Origin of the sequence: Marinobacterium sp. xm-a-152 (genome assembly GCF_013282965.1) — a bacterium.
Taxonomy (GTDB): Bacteria; Pseudomonadota; Gammaproteobacteria; order Pseudomonadales; family Balneatricaceae; genus Marinobacterium_E.
In genome coordinates this window covers 246229-263276 of the sequence record NZ_WBYI01000002.1, presented here as the reverse complement: position 1 = coordinate 263276, position 17048 = coordinate 246229, and the positions used below count along the sequence as shown (strand labels likewise).

Sequence of the window (17048 nt, the reverse complement as noted above, 5' to 3'; positions counted from 1 at the left end):
ACAATTTAATGATAGATATAAGACGCAAAAAAGCCCCACGAAGGGGCTTTTTGATGGATAGTTTGGCGTTTATTAGACCATGATTCCACGGATTACGTAGAACAGAATCGCCGCCAATGTACCTGATGCTGGAACTGTAATAACCCATGCAGCGGCAATTTTGTAAACAGCTGAACGCTTAACCAGCTCCTGTTTGTACGCTTTCTTAAGCTGCTTGCGCTCTTTTTTGCTTAGTTCTGCAGAGGCTGTTTTCTTCTTAAGTTGCTTAAGCATTTTAGCTTTGTCATCGATTGATGCACTTTCAAACTTAGCAAGAAACTCTTCCACTTCCTCTTGATCAGCACCTTGGTGGTGCGATTTGATCTCGTTGATCATGCGAGCGTGGCTTGATTTCAAGTACTCACGAAGGAAGCCCACACCGAATACACCGCCCACAGCAATGTGAGTTGAAGAGACTGGAAGACCTAGCTGAGAAGCGATGATAACCGTGATCGCTGCCGCCATAGCGATAGAGAATGCACGTGTCTGATCCAACTCAGTAATCTCAGAACCAACGGTTTTGATCAGTTTTGGACCAAATAGTGCTAGACCCAACGCGATACCTAGAGCACCGATCATCATGACCCAAAGTGGGATCGCTGCTTTCGTTGAAATGCCGTGGTTAACGATCGCATCGTTGATCGCCGCTAGTGGACCAATGGCGTTTGCAACGTCGTTTGCACCGTGTGCGAAACTTAGTAGTGCTGCAGCGAAGATTAGAGGAATGGTGAACAGTTGGTTAACACCCGCTTTATCGTTATCCAGGCGGTCAGCTGCTTTAGCTACCAGACCTTTAACAATGAAGTAAATAACTACCGCAATGGCTAGACCGATCAGTAGAGCTGTCACAAAATCGAGTTTGATCAGCTTCTTAACGCCTTTAAGTGCTAGGTAGGTCGAGAATGCCCAAGCCATCAACATGATCAGCAGAGGTACCATCTTCTTAGCTGCAACACGCATGTCCGACTTATAAGTAATGGTGCGTTTGATTAGGTATAGGAAACCAGCTGCAATCAGGCCGCCAAGTACAGGTGAGATCACCCAGCTTGCTGCGATCGCGCCCATCTTGTCCCAGTTAGCAATACCAAAACCGCCTGCAGCGATACCAGCACCCAATACACCACCAACAATAGAGTGAGTAGTAGAGACAGGAGCACCAACAGCTGTTGCTAGGTTAAGCCATAACGCACCCGCTAGAAGTGCGGCTAACATCAACCAAATAAAGGTATCAGCATCACCAATCACTTCTGGGTTGATGATCCCTTTTTTGATTGTGCTGACAACGTCACCGCCGGCGATTAAAGCACCCGATGCTTCAAAGATAGCCGCGATAATGATAGCGCCTGTTAGGGTAAGCGCCTTTGAACCTACTGCTGGGCCCACGTTATTGGCTACGTCGTTAGCACCAATGTTCATTGCCATGTAACCACCGATCATTGCGGCAATGACAAGGATGTAACTTCCTGGGATATCCCCAACTTGTGCTGAGATAAAGAGAACAATACCTACTAGGAAGAGCAGGGCGTAACCGATGCGCATAACATCGCCACGGTTAGATGCTGTCGCTTTATCAAGCTTATTCATGTCTTTAATTTCCAAGAGAAGCTCCTCTTGCTTGGTTCATTGATTTACCACTACTTAAAGTAGTCGCTAATTTAAGTTGACGCCATTTAAATACACTTTTGTTACAAGAATGTTACACAGGTGTAATTTTTCTTTAAACAAACTGAAATGTTTTATTCACAGCGTTGTTAGATTAGCAAAACCAACGACTAGCCATTTGGTGCCTTCATAGTCGAAGTTCACTTGTACTCGAGCCTTCGGGCCGGACCCCTCAAAGTTTATGACCATGCCGTCACCAAATTTAGGGTGATTGACTCTCTGGCCTAAACTGAGCTGAGTATCGGGTACTTCGCTGGCAAAAGCGGATTGTGGTGTGAAGCTGACCTCCATATCCGAGCCACTCGAAAGCGGTCGGCGAACGCTAGCATTCAGGCGCACCTCTTCTATCAACTCCAATGGAATCTCCTGAATGAAGCGTGAAGGGCGGTTGTAGTTGTCTTGGCCATGAAGTCGGCGGGACTCAGCATAGGTCATGTAGAGTTTCTGCATGGCACGCGTAATGCCTACATAACAGAGGCGGCGCTCCTCTTCTAAACGTCCGGGCTCTTCTGCCGACATGCTGTGTGGGAACAAGCCTTCTTCCATACCGCATAGGAAGACCAGCGGGAACTCCAAGCCTTTCGCTGAGTGCAGTGTCATCAGTTGAACGCTGTCGGTATTGGGATCCGCCTGTGATTCACCGGCATCCAGTGCAGCTTGATCAAGAAAGGCTGCCAGCACGGAAGGGAACTCAGGGTTCTCCTCCTGGGACCACTGCTGCTCAAACTGGCGCGCTGCGGTCACTAGCTCTTCTAAGTTTTCGATGCGTGATTGAGCTTTTTCACCTTTCTCTTTTTCATGGTGAGCAATCAGTCCAGAGAAGCGAATGGTATGTTCTGTCCGCTCCTGCAGGGATGCCTCTTCTGTATCAACCGTCAACTGATTGACCAGATCTAAGAAGGCCTGCAGTGCATTGCCGGCACGTGCAGGTAGTTTCTTATGCTCGATAATCTCGTTCGAGGCTCGCCACATTGATATGCCTTGGCTTCGCGCGTAATCGCGTACCTCTTCAATGGTGCGGGTGCCGATGCCTCGGGTTGGCACGTTAATGACGCGCTCCATCGCCGTATCGTCATCGCGGTTGGCTATTAGGCGCAGGTAGGCGAGGGCATTTTTAATCTCTAAACGCTCATAGAATCGTTGGCCGCCATAGATGCGATAGGGAATTGCGGCACGGATCAGCATCTCCTCAAGCACACGGGATTGTGCGTTGGAACGGTAGAGAATGGCGCTCTCGTCACGACGATTACCATCCGATACCCACTGTGCGATGCGATCGACAATGAATCGCGCTTCATCCTGTTCATTAAAGGCTGCGTAGAGGCTGATAGGATCGCCTTGATTGCCCTCGGTCCACAGCTCCTTACCCAGTCGTCCAAAGTTGTTGCGAATGACGGCATTGGCCGCAGACAGAATGTTGTCTGTCGAGCGGTAGTTCTGCTCTAACTTGATGGTCTTAAGCCCACCAAAGTGTGCCTCAAGGTTTTGAATGTTCTCAATACGTGCGCCACGCCAGCCGTAAATCGACTGATCGTCATCGCCCACGGCCATCAGTTTGTGTTCACCCTGACAGAGCAGGCGCAACCAAGCGTACTGAATGGCGTTGGTGTCTTGGAACTCGTCTACTAAGACGTAACGGAAGCGCTCTTTGTAGTGCTGCAGCAGTTGTGGGTTCTTATCACGCAGCAGTTCAAGGCAGCGCAGCAGGAGTTCACCAAAATCGATCATGCCGCCGCGATCACAGGCTTGTTCATACGCCTCATAGACACGTATTAAGGTGTCTTGTACCAGGTCACCGGTGCGCTCTAGATGTTTACTGCGTAGCCCTTCATCTTTCTGTGCATTGATGTACCACTGAATCTGTTTCGGCGGCCAGCGTGAATCGTCTAATCCCATCTCCTTAGAGATGCGTTTAACCAAACGTAACTGGTCATCGGAGTCCATGATCTGGAAGTTCTCACGCAGCCCGGCCTCTTGCCAGTGCGAGCGAAGCAGTCGGTGCGCCAAGCCGTGGAAAGTACCGACCCACATGCCATGCACATTGACGTTGAGCAGGCTCTCGATACGTCCACGCATCTCTTTAGCCGCTTTATTAGTAAAGGTAACCGCCAATATCGAATAGGGTGAAATCTGCTCGGCTTCTATCAACCAAGCGATTCGGTGAACCAAGACACGCGTCTTGCCTGATCCTGCACCGGCCAGCACCAGAAGGTTGCTAATATCCGCGGTAACCGCTTCACGCTGCGCATCGTTGAGGGAGTCGATAATGTGAGTTACATCCATAGTGCCGCACTGCTCAAAAAGAGAAATTACTGAATGGGCGTACAGTATACGCATAATTATTATGGGAGTCTTGGCATTCCTACGCAGCAAACTTACACTGGGATGACATATCCACCTTCATTGAGTAGTGAATGCCCTTATCTGCTGACCATACGACTGCCCGTTTGGCTGAGTATCAAGCCAACCCTGTTACCGGGCCGAGGCTGCTCTTTTTCAGCGGTGGCACTGCGTTGAATGGCTTTTCGCAGATACTCAAACGATACACTCATAATTCTATTCATTTAGTGACCCCCTTTGACTCTGGCGGCAGCTCCGCTGTGTTGCGAAAAGCATTTGATATGCCTGCTGTTGGCGATTTGCGCTCCCGCATGATGGCGTTAGCTGACGCTTCACTCGACGGTCACCCTGAAGTGACCGAGCTGTTTGCGTACCGCCTGCCGACCGATGAATCACAGTCGTTATTACGTGCAAGGGTCGAGGCGATGCAACAACGCAACGACAGGCGCGTTCAGTCCATTCCCGAGCCAGTTCAGAGCATTATTTGTGATTTTTTAAACTACTTTCTTGAGTCAGCCCCCAAGGATTTTGACTTCAGGCGAGCCAGTATTGGTAATCTGATATTGGCGGGGGGCTACCTGAGCCATAATCGATCATTAGATCCTATTGCTCTGCTGTTTAGTCGTCTGGTTCATGTTAGAGGCCAAGTACGCACTGTTACGGACGAGTGCGGTGAACTGAAAGTGACGACAGAGAGTGGGCGAGAGATCATCGGGCAGCATCGGATGACAGGAAAAGAGTCCCAGCCATTAAATGAGCGTATCGCCTTACTTGATCTGCATTTGCCGCAGGGCACGGAATCGCATTTGGCTGATCAAGAGAGAGGTTGGATCAATTCAGCAGATCTGGTCGTCTTCCCGCCCGGTAGTTTCTATAGCAGTATTCTGGCTAACCTACTCCCCAAAGGGGTGGGTAAAGCGATCATGGATAACCCTGCCAGCAAAGTGTATGTCCCAAATTTAGGTATGGATCCTGAGCAGTTTGGTATGACCTTGCAGGAGCAGGTTGAGCAGTTGGAACGATTTGTTGCTCGAGATGCAGGCGGTGGTTTTCAAGGTGGATCGGAGCGCTGTATCGATATTCTGCTGACCGATTCCACACTGTTGAGTGGCATTGATGCAGAGTTTCTAAACTGGCTTGGTAAGCGTGGCATTCAGCTTTTGGATGTTGATCTGGCTAATCCTGAACGCACAGATCGCTACGACGAGATTAAGTTGGCGGAAGCTTTATTATCACTGGCATAGATAGATGGGTCAGACCATATATGACCTTCGGTCTGACACCACTCTCTTAAATGTAGAAATTCGTTCCTACAGCTGACTCGGCGATTTAATTCGGTGCATCAGCACCTGTTTAAACTCATCAGGGTCTTTCAGTGTCTTATCGCTGCCGTTGCCTTGCTGGGCATCAACCCAAGGCTCAAGGCGTGATAGCCAAAAACGCATCGCGGCGGTACGAGTCAGCTGCGGCCAAACCTCATGCTCTTCTGCACTAAAGGGGCGAATCGCTGAATAGGCTTTTAACAGCGCTTGCTCTCTCACCGGATCAATCTGCAGATTCTCATCCAGACACCAATCATTGGCGACAATCGCAAGGTCATAGAGCCAGTAGGCGGTTGCCGCATTGTAGATATCCAGAATTGCCGTCAGCTTATCCTCATGGAACAGCGCGTTGTCATGGAAAAGATCGCCATGGGTAATGCCCATCGGCAGGTTGGTGTAGGTGTCGCGTAGCTCATCAAACCGAGCGACCTCTTCGGATAGCAGATCACGAGACTCTGAATCGATAAAAGGCGCGAGTCGTTCACTCTCTCTGCGCCACCAAAATACCCCACGGTGTGCCTGACGCTTTAGATAAAAATCCTTAGAGGCTTGGTGGTAGTGTGCAAGGGCTGTGCCGATTTGAGCACAATGATTGGCCGTCATAAGCTCGCGTTTTAGGTGTGCACCGGGGTATCGCGGTTGAATAATGGCCGGTTTTTTTGAGATCTGTTTCAGACCAATGCCATTGCGATCTTCGATGGCATAAGAGACGGGAACATTACGTTTCGCTAGCCAGCTGCCCAGTTCAACAAAGAAAGGTGCCTCATCTCTGTCAAGCTCTTCAAAGAGAGTGAGTACATACTCCGCCTGCTGGCCGCTCTTTTCTGTTGTTAAGAAAAAGTTGGTGTTTTCAATACCACCGTCAATGCCTTTAAGTGCCACGGCCTGGCCAATATCAAAATCAGCGAGCAGTTTGTCGAGGTCGGTGTCAGACACCTGAGTGTATACAGCCATGGTTGGTTCTCAATGATCAGGGGCTATCTGCTGCTAAAGCTTGGGTGCAGCAGCGCTTTTGTCTATGATTGTGTGCCTTGCTTAAAAATACAATAGATATCTTATTATGACCGACACAAAAGCCCCCGTAGTTCTCGTTGATGGCTCCTCTTATCTGTTCCGCGCCTTCTTTGCGTCACAACAGGCTGATTTAAGAACATCCGACGGACGTCCAAGCGGTGCGGTGCGACTGGTCACCTCAATGATGCGCAGTCTGCTAAAGAGTTATCCAAACTCTCCTGTGGCGGTCATCTTCGATGCTAAGGGTAAAACCTTCCGTGATGAGATCTATCCTGAATACAAAGCACAGCGTCCTCCGATGCCCGATGATCTGCGTGAGCAAATTGAGCCGGTTCACAACATTATTAAGGCAATGGGATTGCCACTGTTGGTGGAAGAGGGCGTCGAAGCGGATGATGTGATCGGTACACTGGCGCGCCAGGCCGAAGCGCACAATTTAGAGGTTGTGATCTCAACGGGCGATAAAGATATGGCGCAGTTGGTCGATGATAAGGTCACCCTAATCAACACCATGACTGACACTAAGATGGATCGCGACGGGGTGGTCGAAAAGTTTGGTATTCCCCCAGAATTGATCATCGATTATCTGGCTCTGATGGGCGATAAGGTCGATAACATTCCAGGTGTGCCTGGCGTGGGCGAGAAGACAGCACTGGCGCTTCTGCAAGGTATTGGCGGTATCAGTGACCTCTACCAAAATCTCGATAAGATTGCCGATCTAACCTTCCGTGGCTCTAAAACCATGGCCAAGAAACTTGAAGAGCATCGTGAAGCGGCTGAGCTCTCTTATCTGTTAGCGACTATTAAAACGGATGTTGAACTGTCGATCTCTCTATCGGATGTGCACCTTCCGCAACCTGATAACGCTTCGTTGATTGAGCTGTTTAAGGATTACGAGTTCCGCTCATGGGTGGCGCTATTAGAGGGCCCCGATGGGCAAGCTGTTGAAGACTCTGCGCCTTCAAACGAGCCCGTTGCTCCTAAGCCCAGTGTTGAACGCCACTACGAAACCATTTTGGATCAGGCGACGGCCTCTGCGTGGTTTGCCAAACTGCGCGCTGCGGGCACCTTTGCCTTTGATACCGAGACGACCAGCCTAAACTACATGCAAGCTCAGTTAGTGGGTGTCTCATTCTGTTGTGAAGAGGGCAAAGCGGCCTACTTGCCACTGGGCCATGATTACGTCGGCGTGCCGGAGCAAGTTAATTTTGATTGGGCGTTAGCTGAGCTTAAAACGCTGCTCGAGGATGCCTCCCTCAATAAAGTGGGTCAGCACATTAAGTACGACATGAATGTGCTGGCGCGATATGGCATTAATGTTCAAGGCGTATCAGCCGATACCATGCTGGAATCCTATGTACTGAACAGCACCGCGACACGCCATGATATGGACAGTTTGGCTAAGTTCTATCTAGATGAGAGTACCATCAGCTTTGAATCCTTGGCGGGTAAAGGCAAGAAGCAACTGACCTTTAATCAGATCGAGATAGAGCAGGCCGCCCCTTATGCCGCTGAAGATGCCGATATTACCTGGCGTCTGCATGAGACCTTGCAGCAAGCTCTAAATGAAGTGCCTTCGGTGAAACCGATTCTAGACGAGATCGAGATTCCACTGATTCCGGTTCTGTCACGCATTGAACGCAACGGTGCGCTGATTAAATCGGTACTGCTGGCGCAACAGAGTGCTGAGATCGAGCAGCGCCTTAAGGTGTTAGAGAACGACGCGTTTGAAGCGGCGGGTGAGCCGTTTAATCTATCCTCACCTAAACAACTGCAGACCATTCTGTTTGAAAAGCAGGGGCTGCCGGTGATTAAGAAGACTCCGAAAGGCGCCCCGTCGACGGCAGAAGAGGTGCTGCAAGAGTTGGCGCTGGAGTACCCACTGCCCAAGCTGATTATTGAGCACCGCGGTCTAACCAAATTGAAATCGACCTACACGGACAAGCTGCCGACGATGGTTGATCCCAATACGGGTCGTCTGCATACCTCATACCATCAAGCGGTGACGGCTACAGGACGTCTCTCTTCGACTGACCCGAACCTGCAGAATATTCCGGTTAGAACGGCCGAAGGTCGACGTATCCGACACGCCTTTGTCGCTCCAGAGGGCTACCGCATGGTGGCGGCCGACTATTCACAGATCGAACTGCGCATTATGGCGCACCTCTCTGGCGATGCGGGATTGGTCAATGCCTTTGCCAATGGCGATGACATTCACAAAGCGACGGCTGCCGAGGTCTTTAAGGTCTCACCGGATGAGGTCAGCACCGATCAGCGCCGCAGTGCCAAAGCGATCAACTTCGGCTTGATCTACGGTATGTCTGCGTTTGGTTTGGCCAAGCAGTTGGGTACGTCGCGTAAAGAGGCGCAGACCTACATTGAGCACTATTTCGAAACCTACCCAGGTGTCCAAAACTACATGGAGAGCACCCGCGACATGGCGCGCGAGCAGGGGTACGTTGAGACCATCTTTGGTCGCCGTCTCTACTTGCCAGAGATCAACGCCCGTAACCCAATGTTGCGCCAAGGGGCTGAACGGACTGCGATCAACGCTCCGATGCAGGGTACCGCCGCCGATATCATTAAGCGCGCTATGTTGGCGGTAGATGCTTGGCTAACAGAAAGCGGCTTTGATGCCAGAATGATCATGCAGGTGCACGATGAATTGGTCTTTGAAGTGGCTGAAGATCAGGTTGATGCATTTAATGCTGAGATTAAACGTCTAATGGAGTCGGCCGCTGAATTGAGTGTGCCGCTGTTGGTCGAAGTGGGTGTCGGGGATAACTGGGAGCAAGCGCACTAAGCTTGCCCCCATTCACACAATTAGCTCTATTCTGCGTCGAACGGCTCTGGCAATAGCCAGCTGTCTAAACGGTTACGTAGCTGATCAACGCCCGTTTTCTTCAGTGCTGAAAAGACCTGTACGCTGACTTTGTCGGCCAGACGCTCTTTGGTCTCTTTCTTAATTTTCAACAACGTAGCCTGAGCTGGGCCGCGTTTTAGCTTGTCGGCTTTGGTGAGCAGAATGTGCAGTGGCACGCCCGTAGATTCACACCAGTCGATCATCATCTCATCGAACTCTTTCATCGGATGGCGGATATCCATCACCAGTACCACCCCGCGCAGACATTGACGGCGCTGTAGGTAGTCATCGAGATGCTTTTGCCAGTGCTCTTTCATTGCGATCGGCACTTTCGCATAGCCATAACCAGGAAGGTCGACAATGCGCACACCTTCGACATTCAGATCGAAAAAGTTGATCAGCTGGGTGCGACCTGGTGTTTTTGAGGTGCGCGCTAAACTGTTTTGATTGGTTAGCGAGTTAATGGCACTCGACTTGCCGGCATTGGAGCGCCCAGCGAAAGCAACTTCTGCACCGACATCCTCTGGACACTGACTGAGTTTTGCTGCGCTTATAAGAAAACGTGCTGTGTTGTAATGAATTTGTTCTAACTCTTCAGTCATATCTGGCCTTTAGTACTATATAAGTACGGGGTTTATCGGTTTTCGTTATAGATGATTAGGTTTATAATGCACCGCAATTTTAGCGCTGTCGTCAACTCGTAACCACCAAAAGTGAAAAAAACGAGCGCGTTGAACGGATTCGACGAAGCCAGCACCACTGGTTTCAAACTTTTCAAAGATGAAATGTGGGTAGAGAGCCATGAAAAAAGTATTACTCGGAATGTTGATCAGCGTTGGTCTGGTTAGCGGATCGAATGCGGCAGATGTCGCTCAATTAACGGCTGTATGTGCTGGCTGTCACGGTGCTGATGGTAACAGTATGGTGGGTAACTTTCCTAAGATTGCCGGCCAAGGCCAGCCATACCTGCTAAAGCAGCTTAAAGAGATCAAGTCAGGTGCACGTGCTATTCCTGAAATGACCGGTCTTCTTGATGCGATGAGCGATGATGAGCTTGCTGCGATTGCCGCTCACTACGCGGGTAAAACGATGGTTGGTGGTCAGGCAGATCCAGCACTGGTTGAGCTTGGTCAGAAGATCTACCGCGCAGGTAACCCAGAGAGTGGCGTTGCAGCGTGTACTGCCTGTCACGGTCCTGCAGGTAAAGGCATTACGTCTGCAGGCTACCCAGCTCTAGCGGGTCAGCACGCTCAATACACTGAGAGCACGCTTAAGAAGTTCTACTCAGGTGAGCGTAACAACGATCCAAACGCGATGATGCGTACGATCGCTGCGAACATGAAAGAGAACGAAATGAAAGCGGTAGCCGCTTACATCCAGGGTCTATACGAGTAATCGTAGACTTCTATAAAGAGGCAGCTTCGGCTGCCTTTTTTGATTTCAGCTTCAATTCAGCCATGACCATTACTTTAGTTATTAAAGATAAATTCCAAGGAACTAAATCATGTTAAGACGTTCATTCAATCTGTTTGCTGTTGCCGTTTTGTCGCTTGGCGCCACACTTGCTCATGCGACAGAGTGGAAAGCGGGTGAGCACTACACCGTTCTTAAGCAGCCTGTACCGACAGCGGATGCGAGCAAAATCGAGGTGGTTGAGGCCTTTGGTTACTCTTGTCCGCACTGTAATGCCTTTGAGCCGATGCTTCACGCTTGGAGCCAGAAGCTTGCAGACGATGTGACGTTTGAAAATATGCCGGTTGTGTTTGGCCGCAGTTGGGAGCCGCTCGCTCGTGCATATTACGTAGGTAAGCTATTGGGCGTTAAAGATAAGGTTCACCAAGCGATGTTTGATGCGATTCATGTTGAACGTCGTCGTTTCCGCAGCCCAGAAGATATCGCTGAAGTATTTGAAGAGCATGGCGTGTCGAAACAGGACTTCCTTAAGACCTACAATTCCTTTGCGGTTGGCATGCAGTTGAAGCAGAGTGATGCGCGTGTCCGTGGATACCAGATTCAGGGTGTACCCAGCATCATCGTTAACGGTAAATACTTAGTCACCTCTACTCTAACGGGCTCACACGCCAACATGTTGAAAGTGGCAGAACACCTAATCGAGAAAGAGCGCAACGCTCAATAAAGGCACAATAACCTTCTAACAACTGCTCCTTTTGGAGCAGTTGTTTTTTTATACTCCTCTAAGGTGGCATAATAGCGGCTTCATTATCGATCAGTGCTGGCGGCCGTTTCGTGCAAAGCATTCTTAGAATCATCAAAATTTATTGGGTTATCGCCCGTTTTCGTCTTGATACCTTCATCAACACGACCCGCTTGCCTTGGTACCTTCGCCTTGTGGTTACGCTTTTGCCTTGGCGTCTCTTCTTCCGTGCCAACGGCAGCTCTGAGGCGCGTTTACGCGGCGCATTGATCGCTTTAGGTCCTGTATTTATTAAGTTTGGACAGACCCTATCAACCCGACGTGACTTGCTGCCGCCAGATCTCGCCAATGAGTTGGCACTTCTGCAGGATCGAGTGCCTCCGTTCGAAGGCGCACAAGCGCGTAAGTTGATAGAGAAACAACTGGGTGCCAGTGTCGATGAGCTTTTTGCAGAGTTCGATGCCGAACCCCTAGCCTCGGCATCCGTTGCCCAAGTTCATCCAGCCCGACTGAAAGATGGCCGTGCTGTCGTTGTTAAGGTGATTCGCCCTGGTATTGAGCGTGTGATCCGCCAAGATGTTGCGCTGCTCTATGTCATGGCTCGTATGGTGCAGAATCTTTGGTCCGAGGGTAAGCGCCTGCGCCCCGTTGAGGTGGTTGAAGAGTACGAGCAGACCATCTTTGATGAGCTCGATCTGCGTAAAGAGGCGGCCAATGCGACTCAGCTAAGACGTAACTTTGCCGACTCAGATATTCTTTACGTGCCCGAAGTTTATTGGGACTTCACGCGTCAAAGCGTCATGGTGATGGAGCGTATATCCGGTATTCCTGTAGCGGATGTCGACGCTTTGCAAGCTCAGGGTACCAATATGGAGAAGCTGGCTGAACGTGGCGTAGAGATCTTCTTTACCCAAGTCTTCCGTGACAGTTTTTTCCATGCTGATATGCACCCAGGCAATATCTTTGTGTCGCGTGAAAATCCTGACGACCCACAATACATTGCCGTTGATTTTGGTATTGTGGGATCGCTTTCACCTGAAGATCAGAGCTACCTGGCCCGTAATATTTTGGCCTTCTTCCAGCGCGACTACCGTTTGGTGGCACAGCTACACATCGACTCCGGTTGGGTACCTGCTGATACCAATGTTCACGCTTTCGAGACCGCTATTCGCAGTGTTTGTGAGCCGATTTTTGAAAAGCCATTGAAGGACATATCCTTTGGAATGGTGCTGTTAGGACTGTTTCAGACGGCGCGTCGCTTTAATATGGTCGTGCAACCTCAGCTGATTCTTCTACAAAAAACCTTGCTCAATATTGAAGGGCTGGGTCGGCAGCTCTATCCAGAATTGGATCTTTGGAAAACGGGTAAACCCTATCTAGAGAACTGGATGAAAGAGCGTATGGGTGTCAAAGCGATGATCAAGAATATCAAGCAGCAGGCACCGGATTGGATTGAGAAGTTACCGCAAATTCCACAACTGGTCTTTGATAACTTGCAACAAAACCGTCAAGCGGGTGAGTTAGAGTTCCAACGCATGCTGGCTTTGCAGCAAGCGCAAGAGCAGCGATCACGCAATACTCGCCGTACTCTGCTGCTGGCAGCCACTTTAGCAGCTGCGACAGCATTGGCAGAACCGGCCGTATTGGCTTGGGTAGAATCCCTACCCGGTTATGCTTGGCTGCCAGCCGGTTTGGCTTGGCTGCTTGTGTGGCGGGCATAGGAAAGAGAGATGTCTTGGTTAGATGAAATTAAGTGGGATGATCGCGGCTTAGTACCGGCGATTGCTCAAGATTACAAAACCGGTGAAAACCTAATGGTTGCTTGGGTGAACCGCGAGTCATTAGAGTTGAGTGTGGCCGAAGGGCGTGCCATTTATTGGTCGCGTTCGCGTCAAAAGCTTTGGCGTAAAGGTGAAGAGTCGGGTAATGTTCAGCAGCTGCACGCGATCCGTTTGGATTGTGATGCAGATGTCATTCAGTTGAGTGTTGAACAAATTGGCGAAGTGGCTTGTCACACAGGTCGCCGCAGCTGTTTTTACCGTAAGCTCAACAGTGAGACCGGCGAATGGCAAGTTGAAACGGACGTGCTGAAGGATCCAGCGCTGCTGTATGCGAAAGAGGATACCAAAGGTGAATAACGTTATTGGCGAACTGTCCGCTATTCTTGAAGAACGTAAAGGTGCGTCAGCTGACTCGAGTTATGTAGCCAGTCTTTACTCTAAAGGGTTAAATAAAATCTTAGAGAAAGTGGGTGAAGAGGCGACTGAAACCATCCTTGCGGCTAAAGATGCAGAAAAGAGTGGTGACAATTCGGACCTAATCTACGAAACTGCTGATCTTTGGTTTCATACCATGGTGGCGTTAAAGCACTTAGATGTGTCACCGGAACAGGTTTTAGAGGAGCTGGCACGACGTTTTGGTCTGTCAGGCCTTGAAGAAAAAGCTAATCGCACCAAATAATAGGTGTATAACAAACTAAAACAGAACAACAACGCGTTAGGAGAACTGTAATGGGTTTTGGTGGTATCAGCATTTGGCAATTGGTTATCGTACTCGGCATTATCATTCTGCTGTTCGGTACTAAGAAACTTCGTAACCTGGGTGGTGACGTAGGTTCAGCTGTAAAAGGCTTCAAAAAAGCAATGTCTGATGAAGGCGCAAAAGAAGAGCCTAAATCAATCGCTCAAGAGAGTGATGCAGAGTTCAAAGCTGCAGACGCTGAAAAAACTGAAGATAAAACCGAATCTAAGTCTTAATTTAAGATGTTTGATATCGGTTTTGCCGAGCTGCTCATCGTTGGTGTAGTAGGTCTGGTCGTACTTGGTCCAGAGAAACTGCCGACAGCAGCTCGCACGGTTGGCCTATGGGTAGGTCGTATTCGCCGCTCTATTGGCTCGATTCAACGCGAGATCAATGAAGAGTTGCGCGTTGACGAGCTAAAACGCACCACGGCGATGAGCAAAGATCAGCTAGAGAAAGAGCTTGGTGATGTTACCGAATCTTTCCAGCGTCCTTTTGGTGAGGATTCGCCTGCAGAAAAAGCAGCACCTGACGCCCCCAAAACCGACTTTGACCCAACTTCATTTACCAGTGACCCTTCCGTTCACGAAGCTTACAAGCCAACCGCCGTAGCCGAAGAGAACGCTCAAGAAGAGAGCGCTGCCCAAGTCGCTGAATCAGATGTTGCCGAGCCGGTAACTGCTGAACCAGCTGAGCAGCTAGCGGACAATACAGAGCAGAATGAGCCAAACAAACACAGCTGATAAAGAGCAGCCATTAATTGCCCACCTAATCGAGTTACGCCAGCGCGTCATGCGCATCGTGTTGTTCGTGTTGGTGATTTTTGCGGGGCTTTTCTACTTCGCGAATGATCTTTATGCCTACCTATCGGCACCGCTGACGGCGCTGCTGCCTGAAGGGACCAGCATGATCGCGACGGACGTTACGTCGCCGTTCTTTGCGCCCTTTAAATTGGCATTGGTGTTAGCGGTATTCATCGGTATCCCTTACATTCTGCATCAGATCTGGAGCTTCATCGCACCGGGTCTATACGAAAATGAGAAGCACCTTGCCGTGCCTCTTCTGATCTCATCGATCTTCCTCTTCTACGCCGGTATTGCCTTTGCCTACTTTGTGGTCTTCCCACTGGTATTTGGCTTCTTTACCAGCGTAGGTCCAGAGAACGTTGCGGTGATGACGGACATCAGCAGCTATTTGAACTTCGTTCTAAAACTGTTCTTCGCTTTCGGTGTGGTCTTCGAGATCCCTATCGCAACGCTGTTACTGATCTGGTCAGGCGCGACAACTGCACAGTCACTGGGTGAAAAACGTGCCTATGTGATCGTTGGCTGTTTTGTTGTCGGCATGCTGCTGACACCGCCAGATATCATCTCTCAATCACTACTCGCGCTGCCAATGTGGCTGCTGTTCGAAGTAGGTCTGATCATGGGCCGTATCTTTGTTCGCAACACGGATGAAGAGGAGTTTGAAGATGAGTTCGCCGCGGCCGAAGCCGAAGACGATGCAAACCGTTCAGACTCAGAAGAGACTGATAGCAGCGCTAAAAGCTAAGTTTTAACGCTGCTCAATGCCTCAGATCGACAACCCCCCTCGTAAACCCTTTGTTACGCGTGGTGCTAATGTAAAGCGCTGTGAACATTGCCGTCTGCCAATCACCGCCTGTATCTGTGAGTACCGATCTGAGGTTGAATCACAGGTTGAGTTTGTGGTGCTGATGCATCGCTACGAAACCTATAAACCCACCAATACCGGTAGGCTAATCGCCGACAGTATCGCTAAAACCCGCGTCATAGAGTGGCAAGGTCGCAAAGAGCCAGGTGACGAGTTAACAGCTTTACTGAACGATCCCTCTTATCAGCCTATCATTGTCTTCCCACCCGCAGAGGACTACCTCGAGCGAATGACAACGCCCGTTGAGGTCCAACAACGTTCGGGTAAGCCACTTTTAATTCTGCTGGATGGTACCTGGCGACAAGCGCGCAGGATCTTCCGCCACTCTGACTACCTACAACATCTACCAGTGATCAGTCTGGATGAAGTGCGCGAGTCGAGTTATGGATTGCGCAAAGCGATTCATGAAGGACAACTCTGCACCGCCGAAGTTGCCATCGCACTGCTTGAACAGTTAGGCGATGAACCTGCCTCGAACCACCTCAATGCCTATTTCAAACGCTTTAATCAGCACTACGTCGCTAGTCGTGGTCGATTAGCCAAGCGTGATCGTGACACAGGCGAACTAGTTTAAGTTCTTTTTTCGCCAAGCTCTTCGATGACCAACATAGATATAATTTATCAAGGCCATAAACATAATAAAATTTATTATGTATTTTTGTTATGTAACTATAACCATATCGACTGAAGATAAGTCGAAATTAAATTAACAATGGAGATAAACCATGGCTTTACGTATTAATGATACTGTCCCAAATCTTGATCTTGTCACTGATCAGGGTGAATTCAAGCTTCATGATTTCATTGGTGATAGCTGGACAATCCTTTTCAGCCATCCGAAAGACTTTACTCCAGTATGTACAACTGAATTTGGCGCAGTTGCTCAACTGGCCGATGAATGGGCGAAGCGCAATACCAAAGTGATCGGTCTATCGGTTGACGGTGTTGATGAGCACAAAGAGTGGAAGTGCGATATCGAGAGCTTTGCCAATGCAAAGGCTAATTTCCCAATCATTGCTGATGAGTCGCTAGAGGTTTCTAAAGCACTCGATATGTTGCCAGCGGAAGCATACCTTCCTGATGGCAGAACAGCAGCTGATTCTGCTAGTGTTCGAGTTGTATTCATTTTTAGCCCAGATAAAAAGCTTCAGCTTTCGATGACATATCCGATGTCTGTTGGTCGCAATTTTGCTGAAGTACTGCGTGCGCTTGACGCACTTCAAGCTTCTTACGGTGTGCCAATTGCGATGCCAGCTAACTGGGTGCCTGGTGAGGACGTAATCGTAGCTCTATCACTTAACGATGAAGAGGCTAAAGAGCGTTTTGGCGATGTAGACATCAAGCTGCCTTACCTACGCACCACTAAGCAGCCCTCTTAAGACCGGTTCTGTAATAAGACCCAGCCATGTGCTGGGTTTTTTATTGCTTGATGCAGTGCACAATGCGATAGTTGGGTGAGTCC

The 17048-nt window shown here is 49.5% G+C and carries 16 protein-coding genes; 12 read left to right on the top strand and 4 right to left on the bottom strand.

The window, feature by feature from the left end; all coding sequences use genetic code 11:
- Positions 1–72: 72 nt before the first annotated feature.
- On the bottom strand, positions 73–1623 hold the full coding sequence (locus XMA152_RS02885; protein WP_217362113.1) for an inorganic phosphate transporter: 1551 nt from the start codon (positions 1621–1623) through the stop codon (positions 73–75).
- 156 nt (positions 1624–1779) lie between these two features.
- Positions 1780–3984 carry a DNA helicase II gene (gene uvrD, locus XMA152_RS02880; RefSeq protein WP_173481844.1) on the bottom strand — a complete coding sequence of 735 codons (2205 nt, stop codon included), beginning with the start codon at positions 3982–3984 and terminating at the stop codon, positions 1780–1782.
- Between the two features lie 131 nt (positions 3985–4115).
- On the opposite strand from uvrD, the gene XMA152_RS02875 reads away from it, so the two are divergent.
- Positions 4116–5285 carry a GAK system CofD-like protein gene (locus XMA152_RS02875; protein WP_173481845.1) on the top strand — a complete coding sequence of 390 codons (1170 nt, stop codon included), beginning with the start codon at positions 4116–4118 and terminating at the stop codon, positions 5283–5285.
- A gap of 66 nt (positions 5286–5351) precedes the next feature.
- Here XMA152_RS02875 and XMA152_RS02870 read toward each other — a convergent pair whose 3' ends face one another.
- On the bottom strand, positions 5352–6317 hold the full coding sequence (locus XMA152_RS02870) for a homoserine kinase (RefSeq protein ID WP_173481846.1): 966 nt from the start codon (positions 6315–6317) through the stop codon (positions 5352–5354).
- Between the two features lie 106 nt (positions 6318–6423).
- Between XMA152_RS02870 and polA the strand changes: the two genes are divergently transcribed.
- Positions 6424–9180, top strand: coding sequence for a DNA polymerase I (gene polA / locus XMA152_RS02865; protein WP_173481847.1), 2757 nt, complete (start codon positions 6424–6426; stop codon positions 9178–9180).
- 26 nt (positions 9181–9206) lie between these two features.
- Here the strand turns inward: polA and yihA are convergent, their stop codons facing one another.
- On the bottom strand, positions 9207–9842 hold the full coding sequence (gene yihA / locus XMA152_RS02860; RefSeq protein ID WP_173481848.1) for a ribosome biogenesis GTP-binding protein YihA/YsxC: 636 nt from the start codon (positions 9840–9842) through the stop codon (positions 9207–9209).
- Positions 9843–10041: 199 nt separating this feature from the next.
- On the opposite strand from yihA, the gene XMA152_RS02855 reads away from it, so the two are divergent.
- From XMA152_RS02855 to XMA152_RS02810, 10 genes are all read left to right on the top strand, one after another.
- Positions 10042–10635, top strand: a complete 594-nt coding sequence (locus tag XMA152_RS02855) for a cytochrome c (RefSeq protein ID WP_173481849.1) — start codon at positions 10042–10044, stop codon at positions 10633–10635.
- Between the two features lie 109 nt (positions 10636–10744).
- Entirely contained in the window at positions 10745–11377 is a 633-nt protein-coding gene (locus tag XMA152_RS02850) for a thiol:disulfide interchange protein DsbA/DsbL (RefSeq protein WP_173481850.1), read from the top strand.
- A gap of 110 nt (positions 11378–11487) precedes the next feature.
- Positions 11488–13116 carry a ubiquinone biosynthesis regulatory protein kinase UbiB gene (ubiB, locus tag XMA152_RS02845; protein ID WP_173482636.1) on the top strand — a complete coding sequence of 543 codons (1629 nt, stop codon included), beginning with the start codon at positions 11488–11490 and terminating at the stop codon, positions 13114–13116.
- Between the two features lie 9 nt (positions 13117–13125).
- Positions 13126–13533, top strand: a complete 408-nt coding sequence (gene hisI / locus XMA152_RS02840) for a phosphoribosyl-AMP cyclohydrolase (RefSeq protein WP_173482635.1) — start codon at positions 13126–13128, stop codon at positions 13531–13533.
- Complete coding sequence (locus XMA152_RS02835) at positions 13526–13855, top strand: phosphoribosyl-ATP diphosphatase (RefSeq protein WP_173482634.1); 330 nt, start codon at positions 13526–13528, stop codon at positions 13853–13855. The genes hisI and XMA152_RS02835 overlap by 8 nt, the downstream gene beginning before the upstream one ends.
- A 50-nt stretch (positions 13856–13905) precedes the next feature.
- Positions 13906–14151, top strand: a complete 246-nt coding sequence (gene tatA / locus XMA152_RS02830; RefSeq protein ID WP_173481854.1) for a twin-arginine translocase TatA/TatE family subunit — start codon at positions 13906–13908, stop codon at positions 14149–14151.
- Positions 14152–14157: 6 nt separating this feature from the next.
- Positions 14158–14658, top strand: coding sequence for a Sec-independent protein translocase protein TatB (gene tatB, locus XMA152_RS12795; protein WP_173481855.1), 501 nt, complete (start codon positions 14158–14160; stop codon positions 14656–14658).
- Positions 14636–15466: a twin-arginine translocase subunit TatC gene (gene tatC / locus XMA152_RS02820; RefSeq protein ID WP_173481856.1), complete on the top strand. Its 831-nt coding sequence runs from the start codon at positions 14636–14638 to the stop codon at positions 15464–15466. The genes tatB and tatC overlap by 23 nt, the downstream gene beginning before the upstream one ends.
- 16 nt (positions 15467–15482) lie before the next feature.
- Complete coding sequence (locus XMA152_RS02815) at positions 15483–16160, top strand: tRNA-uridine aminocarboxypropyltransferase (RefSeq protein WP_173481857.1); 678 nt, start codon at positions 15483–15485, stop codon at positions 16158–16160.
- A 151-nt stretch (positions 16161–16311) separates the two neighbouring features.
- Complete coding sequence (locus XMA152_RS02810; protein WP_173481858.1) at positions 16312–16965, top strand: peroxiredoxin; 654 nt, start codon at positions 16312–16314, stop codon at positions 16963–16965.
- Positions 16966–17048 lie beyond the last annotated feature (83 nt).